This is a genomic window from Sanguibacter suarezii NBRC 16159 (assembly GCF_001552735.1).
Lineage (GTDB): Bacteria > Actinomycetota > Actinomycetes > Actinomycetales > Cellulomonadaceae > Sanguibacter > Sanguibacter suarezii.
In genome coordinates, this window is the sequence record NZ_BCRT01000015.1 from 45,232 (window position 1) to 63,971 (window position 18,740).

Genomic DNA, 18,740 nt, shown 5'->3' on the forward strand with positions numbered 1-18,740 from the left:
TTAGCTCTGGTTGTAGAAGCCGGGGCGACCGGCTGACTTCTCGACGGTGTGGTCCTGTCCGGACACCTCGACGTGCTCGGGAGAGAGCAGGAAGACCTTGTTCGTGACCCGCTCGATGGCGCCGCGCAGGCCGAAGATGAGCCCGGCGGAGAAGTCCACCAGACGCTTCGCGTCGGCGTCGTCCATGTCGGAGAGGTTGATGATGACCGGGGTCCCGGCGCGGAAGGCCTCGCCGATGACGCGCGCGTCGTTGTAGGAGCGCGGGTGGACCGTGGTGATCCGGCGCAGCTCAGCCGGCGCAGCAGCGGCGACGGGTGCCTGGCGCGACACGGACCGGTTGATCGGGGTCACCTGTGCCTCGTACTCGGGAGTCACGTCGCGGCCCACCTCGTCGTAGTCGTCATACTCCTCGAACTGGTCCTCGATCTCCTCGCCTCGATCGTCTGCGAGGCCTAGGTACAGCATCGTCTTGCGTAGCGCTCCGGCCATCGCCATCTCTCCGTTCCGACTCGGTCCGTCGAGCGGGTTCCGGGGTCCCCGGATACTGACGGTGTCCCCACGCTAGCCCAGCGGGTGAAGCGCTACCGCGCGACACGCCCGCAGCGGACGAACATTCCACGCCGAGCCAGACGCGCTCACACCAGGGTCACGACACCGGCGAACCGGCCGGCCGGGGTCCCCGCGGCGCTCGATCGACGGTGGGAGAAGAACGTGTCATCGGTGCGTGTGCACCGGTGGACCCGCTGGACGCGGCGCACCCCTGCGGCCTCGAGCTGAACCTCGACCGCCCGAGGCAGGTCGAGCGCTGCAGTCCCCCAGGAGGTCTGCGACCGCGCGGCGGGCACGCGCGCCGCCACGCGCTCCTGCAGCTCGGCGGGCACCTCGTAGCACTCTCCGCAGACGGCGGGCCCCACGACGGCGCGCAGGTCCCCCAGGCGCGCGCCCGCGGCGAGCACCGCCTCGAGCACCGCCGGCACGACGCCGTGCTCGACGCCTGGGCGGCCGGCGTGCGCCACCGCGACCACGCGGGCGCGCGGGTCGGCGAGCAGGACCGGGACGCAGTCGGCGACATACACGCCGACAGGGACCCCTGGGGCGGCGGCGACCAGTGCATCCGCCTCCGGAGGGGGCGCACCGAGGCCCCGGGCCGTCACGGTCACCACGTCGGTGCCGTGCACCTGGGTCCCGAAGGTCACCTGCCCCCCAGCCACCTGGTCCACGAGGGCCCGGTTGGCGCGCACCGTGCCTGCGTCGTCGCCGACGCCGAGGCCCAGGTTGAGGGAGTCCCAGGGTGCGCCGGACCTCCCCCCGTGGCGGGTGGTGAAGAAAGCACGGATCCCGGGCCCGAGGTCAACCTCGAGCACCGGGATCACGGGTGTCACAGCGACCTACTTGAGGAAGTCCGGGACGTCGAGCTCGTCGACGCGACGGCGGGGAGTCTCCTCGTCGAAGATGCGCGGCACCTCGAGCTGTCCGGTGCGCAGGACCGCGTCCGGGTCCGTCGACAGGAACGCCGGCACCTGGCCGGTGTGCTGGTCGCTGCCCCAGGTGGGGGTCGCAGCTGCAGGCTGGGTGTATCCGCTGTACTGGACGGCAGGGTTGACCGGAGCGGAGTCCGCCTGGTCGAAGCCGGAGTCCAGCGGCACCACGGGACGGGCCAGGGCGTGCACGCCGGTCGTGGTGGGGACCGCGTTGTGCGTCGGCGCAGCCTGGGCAGAGGAGTGCCCCGCCGGCAGCCCGGCCGGAGCCTGTGCTGCCTGGACGGCCTGCGCGGGGGCTCCGGCGATCTCGCCCGGGCCGCGTGCGTCCTTGCGAGGGTGCGGGATCCCGCCGTCGAAGCCGGCGGCGATGACGGTGACGCGCACCTCGTCGCCGAGGGCGTCGTCGATGACCGTACCGAAGATGATGTTCGCCTCGGGGTGAGCGGCCTCGTGGACCAGGCGGGCTGCCTCGTTGATCTCGAAGAGTCCGAGGTCAGAACCACCCTGGATGCTCAGCAGCACTCCGTGCGCACCGTCGATGCTCGCCTCGAGCAGCGGCGAGGAGATCGCCAGCTCGGCGGCCTGGACGGCTCGGTCCTCACCGCGGGCGGAGCCGATACCCATGAGGGCGCTGCCCGCACCCTGCATGACCGACTTCACGTCGGCGAAGTCGAGGTTGATCAGACCCGGGGTGGTGATGAGGTCGGTGATGCCCTGGACACCGGAGAGCAGAACCTGGTCCGCGGAGTGGAAGGCGTCCAGCGCCGAGACGTTGCGGTCAGACATCGACAGCAGCCGGTCGTTGGGGATGATGATGAGGGTGTCGACCTCGTTGCGCAGCGCCTCGATGCCGGCGTCGGCCTGGGTCGAGCGGCGGCGTCCTTCGAAGGTGAACGGGCGGGTCACGACACCGACCGTCAGGGCGCCCAGGGACCGAGCGATCCGGGCGACGACGGGCGCGCCACCGGTTCCGGTGCCACCGCCCTCACCTGCGGTGACGAAGACCATGTCGGCCCCGCGCAGGACGTCCTCGATCTCCTCCTCGTGGTCCTCGGCGGCCTTCTTGCCCACCTCGGGGTCTGCCCCGGCCCCCAGGCCGCGGGTCAGCTCACGCCCGACGTCGAGCTTGACGTCGGCGTCCGACATCAGCAACGCCTGGGCGTCGGTGTTGATGGCGATGAACTCGACGCCCTTGAGGCCGACCTCGATCATTCGGTTGACGGCGTTCACACCACCGCCGCCGATACCGACCACCTTGATCACTGCTAGGTAGTTCTGCGGAGTTGTCACGTCCGTGCCTCTCGATCTGGGAACCCTAAACCTTCACCCTCAGGTAGAAGGTTATAGTTATGTCAAGTTGTGCTAAGCGTGACGTTAGGCGGGCTTGGCGTCGCTATCAACGACCTGCTCCGCGTGTCGGCCACATTCCTTGTCACGAATCTTCTCCCGGGTGCTCGGTCGCCACGATCTCTCGCCCCTCGAGCGTGCCCGTGAGAGCATCTCCCACCCCTCAGCGGGTGATCGGGAAGGTCGGTGCGGACACGTCGAAGACTGCCGCCGCGCGGCTCACCTCGGCCGTCCTCAGGGTCCGCAGGACCTGGGCCTTGAGCGCAGAGTCCTGCGAGCTCCCCCACTCGATGACTACCCCGTTGCGCAGCGTCAGCGTCACCGCGTCCTGGGTCTGCGCAGAGATCGACCCAACCTCGGCGCTGAGGTCCTCGGGCAAGGACTTCAGGACCGCCAGCGCCGCGTCCAGGGTCCGCTCGTCGTCCCCGGTCAGCGGGATGTTGATGACCGGCAGCTCGACCGGAGCCTCGGCGACGGTGGCGACGACGACGGCGTCCTGGTCCATCAGGGCCATCCCCGCCTCGACGGGGATCGCCGCGACGGGCTCACGGGCCACGATGTCCACCGCGAGACCCGAGGGCCACTGCCGCTGGATCGAGACGTCGCGGATGTTGGGCACCTGGAGGATCTCCTCACGCAGGTCGGAGATGTCGACCAGGGCGAGCGAGGTCCCCTCCTGCGCGGCGACCACCGAGACGACGGCGGCCATGTCCACCGTCGTGCCGGTTCCCTTGACCACGAGGTGGCTGGGGTCGAAGGACAGCATCTGGGAGGCGAACAAGGCCCACGCCACGGTGGCCACGACGATCGTGGCCGCTCCCCACGCGGCGATCTTCCGGATGAGCCGGTGGCGCCGCATGGCCTTCTGCTCGGCGTGACGGACGGACATGCCCGTCGAGATGACGGCCACCTTGGGCTCCGCGGTCCGGATCGTGGCGGTCGTGGGTGCGCCCGTACGCCCGGGGACGACCGCCTGTGAGGCACGGGTGTGGCCGGCGCGCGGTGGGACCGCCGGTGGCCCCTGAGCCGGGGCACCGGCCTGAGACGCACTGGCCTTGGGGGTCCTGCCGGTCGGCGTCGCGCCGGTCTGCTGTGTCCTGGCTGTCCGTGGTGTCCCGCCGGTCTTCGGTGCGGGCTGGGGACGACGCGGCGGGGCGGGGCGCTTGGCGGGCGGGGACGCCTCAGCGGCGCGTGCCGGCTCCGTGCGAGGCGGCTTGCGGGTCCCCTCCGTCCGCGGGGCGCCGTTCGCGCGCCGCGCGGGAGTCTCCGGCTCGTCTCGGGAGGAGGGGCGACGCGGAGCGGGGGGCGGCTTCACGCACCTGCTCCGCCCGCGCCGTCGGCCACCAGCTCACCGGCCGCCACCCGGGCGGCCAGCTCGTCGAGGATCACGGCGCCGAGCTCGGTGACGTCGCCGGCACCCACGGTGACGAGCAGGTCACCCGGACGCGCGCGCCGCGCGAGCGTCAGCGCCGCGGTCACCTTGTCCGCGACCACCTCGCCGCGGCCCGGGGTACGCATGCGGTCCACGATGGTGTGCGGCCCGACGGCCGGGTCGTGGTCCTCCCGCGCGGCGTACACGTCGCACACCAGCGCGAGGTCGGCGAGCTCGAAGGCGTCGGCGAACTCCTGGGCGAAGATGCGGGTGCGGGAGTACAGGTGCGGTTGGAAGACCACGAGGATCCGTCCACCCGCGGCCACACCGCGGGCTGCGCGGAGCATCGCCGCGACCTCGGTGGGGTGGTGGGCGTAGTCGTCGACGACCCGCACCCCGCCGATCTCGCCACGGCTCTCGAAACGGCGCCCCGTGCCCCGGAACGCCCCTACCCCACGGGCGGCGTCGGCCGGAGCGATGCCCAGCAGGACCGCGGTGAGCACAGCCGCGCTCGCGTTGAGAGCGTTGTGCTCACCGGCGACGGCGAGGGTGACCTCGAGGACCTCACCGTCGCGGGAGGCGGCCGTCCCGGGTGCCAGGGTCAGGGTGAAGGAGCACCCGTCCCGCCCGGTGAGCGGGTCGGTCCACACCTGGTAGCCGCTGATCACGGCGGACGGCTCGAGGCCCTGGGCGCCCGGCGACGTGCCGTAGGTGAGGGCCGCTCCCCCGGTGGTGGCGTGGGCCCGCGCGAGCTCGGCCGCACCCGGGTCGTCGGCGCAGGTCACGAGGAAGCCGCCGGGCACGATCTGCCCGGCGAAGGTCACGAAGGCCTCCTCGAAGGCCTCTCTGGACCCGTAGTGGTCGAGGTGGTCGGGTTCGACGTTGGTGACGACCGCGACGGTCGGTGCGTAGTTGAGGAAGGAACCGTCGGACTCGTCGGCCTCGGCCACGAGCACGTCGCCGGTCCCGGAGTGCCCGCCGGGCAGCGCACCGTCGTCGGTGAGGACCGACCCGCCGATCGCGAAGGACGGGTCCAGCCCGCAGGCCCGCAGCGTCACCGAGATCATGGCCGACGTCGTCGTCTTGCCGTGCGCGCCGGCCACCGCGACCGAGCGTGTGCCGTGCATGAGCAGCGCCAGGGCCTGGGACCGGTGCAGGACGCGGAGCCCGGCCGCCTGGGCAGCCTGGAGCTCGGGGTTCTCCGGACGTACCGCGCTGGACTGGACCACGGTGTCCGCGCCGGCCACGTGCGCGCCGTCGTGACCGATCCACACGTGGATCCCGGCGGTCTCGAGGGCGTCGGTGACGGCGCTGCGGCGTGCGTCGGAGCCCTGCACAGTGAGCCCGCGGGCGGCGAGCAGCTGGGCGACGACGGACATGCCCGCCCCGCCCACCCCGATGAGGTGGACGGTGCCCAGGTCGGTCAGCGTCAGCGGGTCGGTCTGCGCCGCGCTCATCGTGAGCCCGCCTGACCCGAGGCGGGATCGGCGGCAGCCGCGGCCTCGATGAGGGCGACGACCTTCGCGGCGGCGTCGGTGACCCCGGCGCCGCGGGCGGCCTCGCCCATGGCCGTCAGCGCGGAGGCGTCGGTGAGCAGGGGCAGCACCGTGGCACGGGCCCACTGGGGGGTGAAGTCGGCGTCGGCCACCAGGAGGCCTCCCCCGGCGTCGACCACCGGGGCGGCGTTGAGGCGCTGCTCCCCGTTGCCGACCGGCAGCGGGACGTAGACGGCCGGCAGCCCGAGGGCGGCCAGCTCGCAGACGGTCCCCGCTCCGGCACGGCACACGACGAGGTCGGCGACGGCGTAGGCGAGGTGCATCTCCCCGAGGTACTCGCGGACCTGGTAGTCGGCCCGCAGGTCCGCGGGCAGGGCATCGGCGACCGCCCGGACGGGGCCGTCCTTGCCGCGGCCGGTGAGGTGCAGCACCTGGACGCCCGAGCCGACGATCTCGGGGGCGATCGCCGCGACGGTCTCGTTGAGGCGCTGCGCCCCCAGCGACCCTCCGGTGACGAGCAGGACGGGGCGGGCCGGGTCCAGGCCGAGGGCCTGGGCAGCCTGTGTCCGCGAGGCCGCGGCGTCGCGCGCACGGTCGGCCACGAGGGCGGCGATCTCCCGACGCAGCGGCAGCCCGGTCACCTGCGCACCGCGGAGCTCGGTCGCGGGGAAGGTCACGGCGACCGCCTGCGCCCACCGGGCACCCAGACGGTTCGCCAGGCCCGCGCGGGTGTTCTGCTCGTGGATGACCACGGGCACCCCGCGCCGCCGGGCGGCGAGGTAGGCCGGCGTCGAGACGTACCCACCGAAGCCGACCACGACCTGAGCCCCGGACTCGTCGATGGCCGCGCCCGCGGCGCGCACAGCCGCGCGCAACCGGCCCGGCAGCCGGAACCAGTCGAGGGTCGGGCGCCGGGGCAGCGGGACGCGCGGCACGACGGCCAGCGGGTAGCCGCGCGCCGGCACGAGGTCGGCCTCGAGCCCCTCCCGGGTGCCCAGCACGGTGACCGAGGCCCCGGGCGAGGTCGCCCGGATCTCGTCCGCGACGGCGAGCAGCGGGTTGACGTGACCCGCGGTCCCGCCTCCGGCAAGAAGTACTGACTCAATCACGTGTTCCATCACCCATGTTCGTTGTTGCTGGACGGTCCGGTCGGGTGCGGGCGGCGCCGGGTCGCCGAGCTCACCACGGCGATCGACTTGCGCACCACGCTCGGGCGGGCTGCGAGGGCTTCCTTGGCCCCCGGCTCGTCCCGCGCGAAGGAGATGATGATCCCCAGGGCGAGCATCGTGGCGATGAGCGCGGAGCCGCCCGCGGAGATGAGCGGCAGCGGCACACCGATCACCGGGACCAGCCCGATGACCACACCGATGTTGATGAGCGCCTGCCCGATGATCCAGCAGGCCAGCGCCCCCGTGGTGATCTTCACCATGGGGTCGGGGTGGCGGCGGATGACCCGCACCATCCCCACACCCAGCAGCGCGAACAGCCCGAGGACGAGCAGCGTGCCGAGCAGACCCAGCTCTTCGCCGATCACCGAGAAGATGAAGTCGTTGTGCGCCTCAGGCAGGTAGGACCACTTCTCCGAGCCCGCACCCAGCCCGACTCCGGTGAGCCCGCCTGTCCCCAGCCCTTCCAGCCCACGCTTGACCTGGTAGCCGGTCCCGGCGGGGTCCGAGCCGGAGAAGAGCTCGAGGATGCGCTTGGAGCGGTTGCCGGTCGATGCCAGGACAGCGACCCCCGCCACGGTCCCGGCTCCCAGCATGGCGAAGACCCGCAGCGGCACCCCCGCGACGAACAGCGCCCCGGCCACGAGCAGGATGAGGATCATCGCGGTCCCCAGGTCGTTGCCGGCGAGCACGAGGAGGACGACGACGAGCGCCCCGGGCACGACGGCCGGCACGAGGGCGTGCTTCCACTCGTGCAGGTAGGCGAGCTTGTGGGCGAGCACCGCCCCCAGCCACACGGCCAGGGCCACCTTGGCCAGCTCCGAGGGCTGGATGGTGATCCCCCCGCCGAGGTAGACCCAGTTGGTGTTGCCCTTCTCCCCGCGAGCCATCGGGGTGAAGATGAGCATCTGCAGCCCGATCGCGAAGATCAGCGCGGGCCAGGCGATCCGCTTGTAGAACGCCGGGCGCAGGTGGATGGCCACGATCATGAACGGCATGCCCAGCATGGCGAACTTCGCCTGGTCGGCGAAGACCGCGTAGGGCGACCTGCCGCTGGCCAGGGCGTCGATCGACGAGCTGGACAGCACCATGACGAGCCCGAGCACGAGCAGCAGCACGGTCGCGCCGAGCAGCAGGTAGTAGCTGGTGACGGCACTGTTCCACTGGCCCAGCCATGCACCACGCAGGGTCTGGCGGGCGGGTGGAGCGGTCGGTGACGCTCCGGGTGGAGCGGCGGGCGGTGCTGCGTCGGGGTCGGCGACCTTCGCCGGACGGGTCGGGGAGGCCACCGTGACCACCTATCCCGCCGCCGAGGCGATTCTCACGGCCTCGTCGGTGAAGGCACGCCCGCGTTCGGCGTAGGAGGCGAACTGGTCCATCGAGGCGCAGGCGGGCGCGAGCAGGACCGTGTCGCCCGGTCGGGCGAGCTGGTAGGCCTGGTCGACGGCGCGCTGCATCACCGTCCCAGTGTCACCAGGATCCACCTCGACGACGGGGATGTCCCCCGCGTGTCGGGCCAACGCCTCGCTCAGCTCGTGGTGGTCCACGCCGATGAGCACGACGGCGCGCAGCCGGTCGCCGCGGTCCTCGACGAGGGCGTCGAAGGTTGCGCCCTTGGCCAGTCCACCGGCGATCCAGACGACGGATCCCGGGGCGAAGGAGGCCAACGACGCCGCTGCGGCGTGGGCGTTGGTGGCCTTGGAGTCGTCGACGAAGGAGACAGGACGGGGCTCGTCCTGAGCCGCGGCGTCGGGCGCCTCGGTGCCCGGCGACGCCGGCGCGAGGGCTGGCGCGACCGCGACGGTCTGGATCCGGTGCCCGCCGGGGGTGAAGGCGCGCAGGCCGTCCCGCACGGCGGCGGCGCTCACCCCGTGCCCCCGGGCCAGGGCCGCGGCGGCCAGGGCGTCTGCGACGACGTGCGCCGGCACGACGCCGTCCGGTCCGGCCAGGTGGGCGAGGTCGTCCAGGGAGCCGATCTCGGCTGCGAAGGTGTGCCGCTTGGGGTCGTTCGCGGGGGTGTGGAAGGCGCGGTCGACGAGGATCGAGTCGACCACACCGAGCTGCGCGCGTCCGGGCGCACCGAGGGTGAACCCGACCGCGCGGGCACCCTCCACCACGTCGGCTGCGACCACGAGGTCCTCGGTGAGCTGGTCCTGGGCGTTGTACACGCAGGCGACCTGGGCGTGGGAGTAGATGCGGCCCTTGTCGAGGGTGTAGTCCTCGAAGGACCCGTGCCAGTCGATGTGGTCGGGTGCGACGTTGAGCACCGCGGCCACCTCGGCGGACATCGACGTGGTGAAGTGCAGCTGGAAGCTGGACAGCTCGATCGCCAGGACGTCGAGCTCGGGGTCGACGACCGCCTCGATCAGCGGACGGCCGACGTTGCCCACCGCGGCGGCGCGCTGCCCGTCCGCGGTGAGGATCGCAGCGAGCATCTCCACGGTCGTGGTCTTGCCGTTCGTGCCGGTGAGGGCGAGCCACGGCGCGGGCTCACCGGTCGCCGTCACGGGGGTGCGCAGGTGCCAGGCGAGCTCGATCTCGCTCCACACCGGCACCCCGGCCGCCTGCGCGGCTACCAGCGCGGGGTGCGTGGGCCGCCAGCCCGGAGACACCACGACGACGTCCACCGCCGTCAGGTCGACGTCGGTGATGTCGCGGTGATCGGCGTCCGGGGCGTCCGCGTCCAGGGTGAGCACGGCGCCGGCACGGGTCTGAAGGACCCCGACGACCGCTCGGCCGGTGATCCCCAGGCCGGCCACGAGGACGGTCGCCCGAGCGAGGTCCACCATCAGCCGACGACCCATTCGGCGTAGAAGATCCCGAGGCCGAGCGCCACGAACAGCCCGGCGATGATCCAGAACCGGATGACGATCGTCACCTCACCCCAGCCGGAGAGCTCGAAGTGGTGGTGCAGCGGTGCCATCTTGAACACCCGCTTGCCGGTCATCTTGAAGAAGCCGATCTGGATGACGTCGGACAGAACGACGAGGACGAAGAGCCCGCCGAGGATGATCGCGAGCAGCTCCGTGCGGCTGAGGATCGACAGGCCGGCCAGGGCGCCGCCCAGAGCCAGCGACCCGGTGTCGCCCATGAAGATCTTCGCCGGGGAGGCGTTCCACCACAGGAAGCCGAAGAGCGCACCGGTGATCGCCGCGGCGACGACCGCGAGGTCGAGGGGGTCGCGCACCTCGTAGCACCGTGGTCCGACGGCCCACTGGCAGTTCTGGTTGAACTGCCAGATCGAGACGATGACGTACCCGCCGAAGACCATGAGCGAGGCACCGGTGGCCAGCCCGTCCAGGCCGTCGGTGAGGTTCACCGCGTTCGACCAGGCAGTGATGATGAGGTTGGCCCACAGCACGAACAGGATGAGCCCGAGGGCCACCCCGGCGAAGGCCAGGTCGATGTTCGTGTCCCGGATGAAGGAGATCTTCGTCGAGGCGGGCGTGCGGAAGTTGGCGTTGGGGAACTGCAGCGCCAGGACCGCGAAGCTGATCCCGACGATCCCCTGACCGATGATCTTCCACCGCGCTGACAGCCCGAGGCTGCGCTGCTTGGAGATCTTGATGTAGTCGTCGAGGAAGCCGACCAGGCCCAGACCCGTCATGAGGAAGATGACCAGGACCGACGAGGCCGACGGCAGCCTGCCGCTGACCACGCAGGACGCCGCCCACCCGACGAGGGTGGCGCCGATGATCACCACCCCGCCCATGGTGGGGGTGCCACGCTTGGTGAAGTGCGCCGTCGGGCCGTCCTGACGGATGAACTGCCCGTAGTTGCGCTTGACCAGGAACTTGATGAACAACGGGGTGCCGAGCAGGGCGACGAGGAGCGCCACCCCCGCGGAGACGAGGACAGCGATCATGAGGCGGTCACCGTCGCAGCCAGCTCGTCGCCCAGACGCCACAGACCGGCGCCGTTGGAGGCCTTGACGAGCACGACGTCACCCTCGCGCAGCTCAGCTGCCAGGAGCTCGGCGGCAGCGGCGACGTCGGGGACCTCGCGCACCTCCTCGCCCCAGGAGCCTTCCTGGATCGCTCCGTCGGCGAGGCCGGAGGCACCGTCACCGACGACGACGAGCAGCTTGATGTTGAGCCGGACCACGAGCAGGCCGAGCGCCTCGTGCGCGGCGCGAGAGTCCTTGCCCAGCTCGAGCATCTCCCCCAGCACGGCGATGGAACGGCGGTCGCGACCGGCCATGACGGCGAGGGCCTTGAGGGCCGCGCGCATCGAGTCCGGGTTCGCGTTGTAGGAGTCATCGATGATCGTCACGCCGTCAGGACGTTCGGTCACGGCCATCCGGTGCGGGCTGAGCGCCTGCGCACCCGTCAGGCGGGCAGCGACGTCGGCGAGCGGGAGCCCGAGCTCGACGGCGGCAGCCGCGGCGGCCAGCGCGTTGGTCAGGTGGTGCTCACCGAAGAGGTTGAGGGTGACGTGGTGCGCCTCCTCCCCCAGCGTCAGGTCCGCGGAGACCCGGCCGAGCCGGTCGTTGGAGACGTTGCGCGCCCGCAGCGTGGCGTCGCGCACGGTGCCGAAGGTGACGACCTTGCCGGGGGCGAGGGACCGCATGGCCACCACGCGCAGGTCGTCGGCGTTGAGGACGGCGACCCCGCCGGGGGCGAGCCCGGTGACGATCTCGGACTTCGCCCGGGCGACGGCCTCGATCCCGCCGAAGCCGCCGAGGTGGGCGTTGCCGACGGCCAGGACGATCGAGACGTCCGGCGGGGCGATGCCCGTGAGGTAGGTGAGGTCGCCCACTGCCGAGGCGCCCATCTCCAGCACGAGGTACCGCGTGCTGGGGCCGGCCTGCAGCACCGTGAGCGGGAGGCCGATCTCGTTGTTGAAGGACGCCTCGGGCATGATCGTCTCGCCCGCGGGGCTGAGCAGCTGCCCGAGGAGGTCCTTGGTGGTGGTCTTGCCGACCGATCCGGTCACCGCGACCACGCGCACGTCGCCGTGGGCGCGCAGCCGGCGCAGGTGCTCTGCGGCGAGCAGACCCAGGGCGCGAGGCACGTCGTCGACGACGACGGCAGGGACGCCCTCGACGTGGCGTCCGGCCAGGACCAGCGTCGCTCCACCTGCCACCGCGGCAGCGGCGTGGTCGTGGCCGTCGGAGGTCTCTCCGACGAGCGCGACGAACAGGCTGCCCGGGGCGACTGTGCGTGAGTCGATCACCGTTGGACCGGCAACCCGGGTGTCAGGAGCCGCCTCGAGGCGGCCACCCGTGAGCTGCGCAACTTCCGCTGCGGTCAGATCGATCACTTGCTGAGCTCCTTCATCATGTCATTCCTGCGAGCCGCAGCTGCGGCTCGCGCCTCGACGCGGTCGTCGAGGGGGTGGTTCACCCCGTTGATCTCCTGCCACACCTCGTGGCCTCGACCCGCGACCAGCACAGTATCCTCGTCCCGCGCGGCGGCGATCGCCTGGGCGATCGCTCGGGCACGGGGAGCGATCTCGAGCACCTCGACCTCGCGTGCACCGTCGTGACCGGCGTGGGTCCCCTGGGCCAGGCCGGCTGCGGCCGCCCGCGCCCCCGCCAGCACCTGCTGACGGATCTGCGAGGCGTCTTCCCCGTGCGGGTCGTCGTCGGTGACGACGACGACGTCCGCCAGGCCCGCGGCCACCGCACCCATGATCGGGCGCTTGGTCGTGTCACGCTCGCCGGTCGCGCCGAAGACCACCACCAGACGTCCTGCGGTGGTCGGGCGCAGGGCCGAGATCGCCAGCCCCAGCGCGTCCGGGTTGTGGGCGAAGTCCACGATCACTCGCGGGTCCCGCGCCACAGGCTCCATCCTGCCAGGAACGGCGGCGTCCACTCCCCCGGCGGCGTCCAGCGCCGCTGTGAGGACGGCCACGTCGACCCCGCTCTCGATGATCATCACCAGAGCCAGGGCCGCGTTGGCCACGTTGAACCCGCCCGGCAGCGACGTGGCGGTCCTCAGCGTGCGGCCGTCACGGTGGCGCAGGGTGAAGGCGGAGCCGAGCGGCTGAGCCACCACGTCCAGGACGGACCAGTCCGGCTCTGGAAGCGCGGGGCTCGCCGGTCCGCCGTCGGCGGTGCGCAGCGTCACCATGGGGATGGGCGCCTCGGCGGCGAGCCGCTGTCCCCACTCGGAGTCGACGATCACGACGCCGCGGCGGGCGCGTGCGGGGGTGAACAGCTCGGCCTTGGCGCGGAAGTACCCCTCGAGGTCTCCGTGGAAGTCGAGGTGGTCCTGGCTGAGGTTCGTGAAGGCCGCCACGTCGAAGACGATGCCGTCCACCCGGTGCTGGACCAGCGCGTGCGAGGACACCTCCATGGCGAGGGCGTCGACGTGGTCCTCGCGCATGACCGCCAGCACACCCTGCAGGGCCGCTGCGTCAGGGGTGGTGAGCCGACTGGGCAGGACGCGGTCGCCGGAGCGCGTCTCGACCGTGCCGATCAGGCCGACCGTGCGACCGAGCGTGGAGAGGACGTGGTCGAGCAGGTAGGTCGTCGTGGTCTTGCCGTTGGTGCCGGTGACCGCGAAGGTGGTCAGGGCGTCGCCCGGACGGTCGTAGAACCACACGGCGACCGCACCCAGCAGCGTGCGCGGGTCAGCGCCCGCGGGCATGGTCAGGACGGGGAGGTCGGGGCAGGTGCCGTCCGCGACGGCGGCGGCCACGAGCTCCCGGCCGGCGGCGTCGGTGAGCACCGCAGCGGCCCCGGCGCGCACGGCCTGGCCGGTGTACCGGGCGCCGTGGGCGGCCGTGCCCTGCAGCGCCACGAAAAGGTCCCCGGGGACGACGTCGGCGCTGCTGGCGGCCACCCCGGTGATGCTCACCGCGGCGTCGGCGGGCGCGGACCCGAGGTCCAGGGCGAGGGCGAGGTCTCCTAAGGACCGTTCGCGTGGCGCGGTCGGACGCATCGGGCCCTGCTCGGAAGTCATGGGTGCCAATCTATCGCGGGTGAGGCCACATCCTGGGGTCCGCACCCACCCGCCGGGTGAGCGCGGCACCCCGGCCGTCACCAGGTTGTCGGGTAGAGATCAGGGGTGGTCCCGCTCGGCACGACGCCGAGCTTCTGCAGGGCGAAGGCCGTGACCTCGGCAAATACCGGAGCGGCGACCACGCCGCCGTAGACGGAGGCGGTGGGGTTCTCGATGAACACACCCACCGCGATGCGTGGGTCGTCGGCCGGAGCGACGCCGATGAAGGAGGCGAGGATGCCGTCCAGCTGGCCCGAGGGGCCGGGGATCTGAGCCGTGCCCGTCTTGCCAGCGACCCGGTAACCGGAGATCTCCGCGCCCGCACCGGTGCCGTCCAGGACGGCCGACTCGGTCATCTTCAGGACCTGCTCCGCCGTGCTCGGGGAGACCACCTGGACCCCCTCGGGCTGGACCGCGGGCGTGTAGACCCCTGCCGCGTCGGTCGTGCCGGCGACCAGGTGCGGGGCCATCCGCACCCCCTTGTTGGCGATGATCGCGAAGACGTTCGTGGCCTGCAGCGCGGTGACCGAGAAGCCCTGGCCGAAGAGGACGGCGTACTTCGTGCTGCCGTCCCACTTGTCTGCGTCAGCGAGCAGGCCCTTCTCCTCACCGGCCAGCTCGATGCCGGTCTTGGACCCGAACCCGAACTTGGTGAGGTAGTCGTGGCGGACCTGCTGGGGCAGCTCCTGACCGATCATGACCGTGCCGGTGTTGGAGGACTCCGCGAGGATGCCGGTGAGCGTCCACTGCGCGTCCTCGTGGTCGTGGGAGTCCCGGAACGTCTGGTTGTTGACGGTCGTGTAGCGGTCCGGGACGAGGAACTGGTCGGTGGGCGTCGCCAGGCCGGTCTCGATGAGCGCGGCCATGGTGACGATCTTCGCCGTGGAGCCGGGGTCGAAGATCGACGAGATCGCCTTGCTGCCACCGAAGCCGTCCGGGTTGTTCGGGTCGATCGACCCGGCGTCGGCGAGGGCGTAGACCGCCCCGGTCTTGACGTCGATGACGACGAGGTATCCCCCGGTGCCACCCATCGTGGCGATCTGCTCCTCCAGGGCGGCTGCGGCCATCCACTGCAGGTCGCGGATCATCGTCAGGGTGACGTCGTCGCCGGGGACCGCCTCGGTGGAGGACTGCTGACCGGTGGGGATGACGTGCCCGGAGCGCCCACCTTCGTAGGTGGTCGAGCCCGACGTGCCGGAGAGGATGTCGTTGAGGGAGTACTCCAGCCCGGACTGTCCGTTGCCGTCCTTGCCCGTGAAGCCCACGATGTTGCCACCGGTGGTGCCTGCCGGGTAGGACCGCTGCGGCTGGGACTCAGCGAAGATCCCGGAGATCTTCAACGCCTTGACCGCGTCCCACGTCTCCTGAGAGACGTCGAGCTTGATGACCTTGTGCTGGTTCTTGTCTCCGTTGAGCTGGGCGGCCAGCTCGGGCGCGGAGAGCCCCAGGACCGGCGCGAGCAGGCGCGCTGCCTCTGTCGGTCCACCCCTGACCGTGCCGTCGACCGAGTGCTTCCACGCGGCGATGAGCGGCTGGTCGGCGAAGATGTTGTACCGGTCCACCGAGGTCGCCAGGACGTTGCCGTCCAGGTCGGTGATGTCCCCGCGCACCGCGGGGATGACGATGGTGCGCGTGCGCAGGTTCTGCGCCTCGGCCGCCAGCGCAGGACCGAGGTAGGTCTGCACGTAGACCAGCCGGCCGGTGAAGACCATGAGCACGACGAGCACGACGATGCCCAGCACCCGGATCCGGCCGTTGGGGTCGCCGGTGCGCACCGGCTTGGGCGGCTTCGGGGGTCTGGGGGGCCTAGGAGGCTTGGGGCCTCGTCGCGAGAGGGTCGAGCTCGCCTCGCTGCGCAGGGTCACAGCGGCCTTCGTCCGCGCCGTGGCACCGTTCCGGCGGCGCTCAGGCTCGCGCGGGGTGCGGGCGCCTGCTGCCCTGGCCTGCGCGCTGCGTGGGGCGCGCGACGTCCGCGGGGACGCCTCGCGCTGGGGCGCGCCGCGTGGGGTAGTTGCTCGTGGCGTGGTGGTTCGCGGCGTGGCTGAACGCTGCGTGGCTGAACGCTGCGTGGCTGAACGCTGCGTGGCTGAACGCTGCGTGGCTGAACGCTGCGTGGTGGACCGCGCTGACGTGGTCGCCCTCGGGGTGGCTGGCTTGGAAGCGGCTGGCTTGGAAGCAGCCGATTTGGAAGCAGCCTGCTTGGAGGCTCCCGATGGTGAGGAGGTTGCCTTCGAGGTGGTCGATCGCGCCGAGGCAGGCCGTGGCGCGCCAGAGCGCGGTGCGGTCTGCGACGTCGTCGTGCGTGCCCGCCCCGCCGACGACGAGGTGTTCCCGCCGCCCGGAGGGCGAGCAGCCGTCACTGCGCCGCCCCCGCAGGAGCGGCAGCACCACCGAAGATCGACTCGTCGGAGAGGCGGAGGATGCCGGGGTTGGCGACCTGAACCATCCCCAGGTCCTGAGCCTGCGCGGCCAGCGCCTGCGGCGAGGTGAGAGCGTCGAGCTCAGCCCGGAACCGGTCGGCGACCTGCGCCTGCACGGCGAGCTCACGCTTGATGCGCTGCGCCTCGTAGGAGCCGTCAGCCATGGCGGTGTTGAGCACCAGCGTGCCCAGCAGCGCGGCCGCGAGGATCGCGATGCAGGTGAGCACGAAGGGGACCCGGCTCCGCGCGTGGACGGGAGCCTGGACCAGCCGCAGCCGCGGGGCCGACTCGCTCGGGCGTGCCGCCGGCGCCGTGGTCTCCCGGACGGGAAGAACGCGCGCAGCACTGGCCTGTGCAGAACTCATGATCAGCGCTCCGATCGATTCTTCATGTGGGCGGGGGTAGGACGGACACGTTGTGCGGCCCGCAGCCGGACCGATGCCGAGCGGGGGTTGCGCGCGAGCTCAGCCTCGTCGGCCTCCTCGGCGCCACGGGTCAGCAGCGTCAGGTACGGCTTGTGGGTCTCGGGCTCGACCGGGAGGTCCGGTGGGGCGCTCGACGTCGCGCCACGGGCCAGCTCGCGCTTGGTCAGGCGGTCCTCGAGGGAGTGGTAGGACTCCACGACGATCCGTCCGCCGACGGCGAGGGCGTCGACGGCCGCCGGGAGCGCCCTGGCCAGTACCTCCAGCTCACCGTTGACCTCGATGCGCAGCGCCTGGAACGTCCGCTTGGCCGGGTTGCCCTGGCCCTTGCGGGTCGCTGCCGGGATGCACGCACGGACGAGGTCGACGAGGGCGGCTGACCGCTCCCAGGGAGTCGTCTGGCGACGCGCCACGATGGACCGGGCGATCTTGGAGGCGTAGCGCTCCTCGCCGTACTCCCGCAGGATCCGTGCCAGGTCACGCTCGTCGTAGGTGTTGAGGACCTGCGCCGCCGTCAGCTCGGCGGTGGAGTCCATCCGCATGTCGAGCGGGGCGTCCTGAGCGTAGGAGAAGCCCCGCTCGGACTCGTCGATCTGCAGCGAGGAGACGCCCAGGTCCATGAGGATCCCCTGGGCAGACGGGATGCCGAGGTCTGCCAGGACCTCACCGATCTCGTCGTAGACGGCGTGGACCCCGGTGAACCGGTCGCCGAACTGCGCCAGACGACGTCCGGCGAGGGCGAGGGCCTGAGGGTCACGGTCGATGCCGATCGCGCGCACCTCGGGGAACCGGCGCAGCACCTCCTCGGTGTGCCCACCCATGCCCAGGGTGCAGTCCACATAGACCGCTCCGGGCGCCTCGAGGGCAGGGGCGAGGAGATCGACGCACCTCTCGAGGAGAACAGGAACATGACGGTCTGCGGCATCACCGGACGGCTGCGTGCCGTCCTCGTCTGCTGGCGCCATGCTTCGTCCTCCTGCTCTGCCGATGGTCGGTCCTCGGGAACCGCTCGTTGTCCGGGTCTCACGCACTGTCTGCACTTCTGGTTCTGCTGGCACTGCGTCCAGGACGCCCGATCAGGTCTCCCTCCGCGACTTTCTGACACCGGGGAAGTGCGTCAGACCGAGCGGGAGGAGGCCTCATCGTGCGTACTGCGTAGTGCGTGCTGCACCTGCTAGAAGCGCAGGTTCGGCAGGACTTCCTCGGCGGTGTCGGCGTATCCGGCTTCCTGCTCTGCCAGATAGGCGTCCCACGACGGGGCGTCCCAGATCTCCACGCGGGTACCGGCTCCGATCACCGCGACATCCCTGCCGAGCCCCGCGTACTCGCGGAGATTGGCCGGGATAGAGATCCGTCCCTGCTTGTCGGGCATCTCATCACTGGCTCCCGAGAGGAAGACACGCAGGTAGTCACGCGCCTGCTTGCTCGTCACGGGGGCCTGCCGGATCTGCTCGTACATGCGACGAAACTCGTCCATCGGCAACAAGAAGAGGCAGCGTTCCTGTCCCCGTGTCATCACCAGGCCCGGCGCAAGCTGGGCCCGGAACTTCGCGGGGAGGATCAGTCGTCCCTTCTCGTCAAGACGAGGTGTGTAGGTCCCCAGGAGCAGGCTGGGCGAGCCGCCGAACAATTCGCTCACGGCCCTTCCTTTCTGCTCCAGGTGGCTCCACGGTACTCCACTTCCCTCCACTCCTCTCGAGCGAACACGAAAAATTCACCCATGGACCATCAAAGATGCAGGTCACATGGGTGGAGAGAAGTGGAGGGAGTTGCGCCAGCCGGGGTGTCGAAGGGGCGCTGACACGCCCTCCAGGTCCGCCTCACCACGAATCCAGGGCAGGCACATCCCGACGAACGGCGCCAAACCGGCGCCTCGGCACTGCGGTGTGCGGACCGGTGGAGGGATGTGGATGGGACGGGTGGAGGGATCTGGACACCGGCGATCCGGACCTGCGCACCGACCGAGCCAGACGGCGACACAGACAGAAGGAGCCAGCTGCTCAGCAGCTGGCTCCTTCTCGAAAAAGCTCTTGATCTAGGGGAACATCTGAACGGAGATCGGATCTCGTCGACCGGATCGACGAGCGCT

At 71.3% G+C, this 18,740-nt stretch carries 16 protein-coding genes; all 16 read right to left on the bottom strand.

Annotated features, from left to right (window positions below; translation table 11 throughout):
* Positions 1-489, bottom strand: a complete 489-nt coding sequence (locus tag SS2_RS09505) for a cell division protein SepF (protein WP_066463857.1) — start codon at positions 487-489, stop codon at positions 1-3.
* Between the two features lie 146 nt (positions 490-635).
* Positions 636-1,382 (bottom strand): peptidoglycan editing factor PgeF, encoded by a 747-nt coding sequence (pgeF, locus tag SS2_RS09510; RefSeq protein WP_066463424.1) that lies wholly within the window; start codon positions 1,380-1,382, stop codon positions 636-638.
* A 6-nt stretch (positions 1,383-1,388) separates the two neighbouring features.
* The gene (ftsZ, locus tag SS2_RS09515; protein ID WP_066463431.1) at positions 1,389-2,771 is read right to left on the bottom strand and encodes a cell division protein FtsZ; all 1,383 of its coding nucleotides are present in this window, start codon (positions 2,769-2,771) and stop codon (positions 1,389-1,391) included.
* Positions 2,772-2,991: 220 nt separating this feature from the next.
* Positions 2,992-3,738 (bottom strand): cell division protein FtsQ/DivIB, encoded by a 747-nt coding sequence (locus SS2_RS09520; protein ID WP_066463433.1) that lies wholly within the window; start codon positions 3,736-3,738, stop codon positions 2,992-2,994.
* 401 nt (positions 3,739-4,139) lie between these two features.
* Positions 4,140-5,657: a UDP-N-acetylmuramate--L-alanine ligase gene (murC, locus tag SS2_RS09525; protein WP_066463435.1), complete on the bottom strand. Its 1,518-nt coding sequence runs from the start codon at positions 5,655-5,657 to the stop codon at positions 4,140-4,142.
* Positions 5,654-6,814, bottom strand: coding sequence for an undecaprenyldiphospho-muramoylpentapeptide beta-N-acetylglucosaminyltransferase (gene murG, locus SS2_RS09530; protein ID WP_066463436.1), 1,161 nt, complete (start codon positions 6,812-6,814; stop codon positions 5,654-5,656). Before murG ends, murC begins: the two co-directional genes overlap by 4 nt.
* Positions 6,814-8,151: an FtsW/RodA/SpoVE family cell cycle protein gene (locus SS2_RS09535; protein WP_083942124.1), complete on the bottom strand. Its 1,338-nt coding sequence runs from the start codon at positions 8,149-8,151 to the stop codon at positions 6,814-6,816. Before SS2_RS09535 ends, murG begins: the two co-directional genes overlap by 1 nt.
* Positions 8,152-8,160: 9 nt before the next feature.
* Complete coding sequence (gene murD / locus SS2_RS09540) at positions 8,161-9,666, bottom strand: UDP-N-acetylmuramoyl-L-alanine--D-glutamate ligase (protein ID WP_066463438.1); 1,506 nt, start codon at positions 9,664-9,666, stop codon at positions 8,161-8,163.
* Positions 9,651-10,727: a phospho-N-acetylmuramoyl-pentapeptide-transferase gene (mraY, locus tag SS2_RS09545; RefSeq protein ID WP_066463440.1), complete on the bottom strand. Its 1,077-nt coding sequence runs from the start codon at positions 10,725-10,727 to the stop codon at positions 9,651-9,653. Before mraY ends, murD begins: the two co-directional genes overlap by 16 nt.
* Positions 10,724-12,124, bottom strand: a complete 1,401-nt coding sequence (locus SS2_RS09550) for a UDP-N-acetylmuramoyl-tripeptide--D-alanyl-D-alanine ligase (RefSeq protein WP_066463442.1) — start codon at positions 12,122-12,124, stop codon at positions 10,724-10,726. Before SS2_RS09550 ends, mraY begins: the two co-directional genes overlap by 4 nt.
* Complete coding sequence (locus tag SS2_RS09555; RefSeq protein WP_066463444.1) at positions 12,121-13,770, bottom strand: UDP-N-acetylmuramoyl-L-alanyl-D-glutamate--2,6-diaminopimelate ligase; 1,650 nt, start codon at positions 13,768-13,770, stop codon at positions 12,121-12,123. Before SS2_RS09555 ends, SS2_RS09550 begins: the two co-directional genes overlap by 4 nt.
* A gap of 77 nt (positions 13,771-13,847) precedes the next feature.
* Positions 13,848-15,584 (bottom strand): peptidoglycan D,D-transpeptidase FtsI family protein, encoded by a 1,737-nt coding sequence (locus SS2_RS09560; protein WP_245643488.1) that lies wholly within the window; start codon positions 15,582-15,584, stop codon positions 13,848-13,850.
* Between the two features lie 130 nt (positions 15,585-15,714).
* Positions 15,715-16,200, bottom strand: a complete 486-nt coding sequence (locus tag SS2_RS17960; RefSeq protein WP_066463446.1) for a hypothetical protein — start codon at positions 16,198-16,200, stop codon at positions 15,715-15,717.
* Complete coding sequence (gene ftsL, locus SS2_RS09570) at positions 16,166-16,594, bottom strand: cell division protein FtsL (RefSeq protein ID WP_066463448.1); 429 nt, start codon at positions 16,592-16,594, stop codon at positions 16,166-16,168. The genes SS2_RS17960 and ftsL overlap by 35 nt, the downstream gene beginning before the upstream one ends.
* 2 nt (positions 16,595-16,596) lie before the next feature.
* The gene (rsmH, locus tag SS2_RS09575; RefSeq protein WP_066463455.1) at positions 16,597-17,616 is read right to left on the bottom strand and encodes a 16S rRNA (cytosine(1402)-N(4))-methyltransferase RsmH; all 1,020 of its coding nucleotides are present in this window, start codon (positions 17,614-17,616) and stop codon (positions 16,597-16,599) included.
* Positions 17,617-17,825: 209 nt separating this feature from the next.
* The gene (gene mraZ / locus SS2_RS09580) at positions 17,826-18,260 is read right to left on the bottom strand and encodes a division/cell wall cluster transcriptional repressor MraZ (protein ID WP_066463860.1); all 435 of its coding nucleotides are present in this window, start codon (positions 18,258-18,260) and stop codon (positions 17,826-17,828) included.
* Positions 18,261-18,740: the final 480 nt, after the last annotated feature.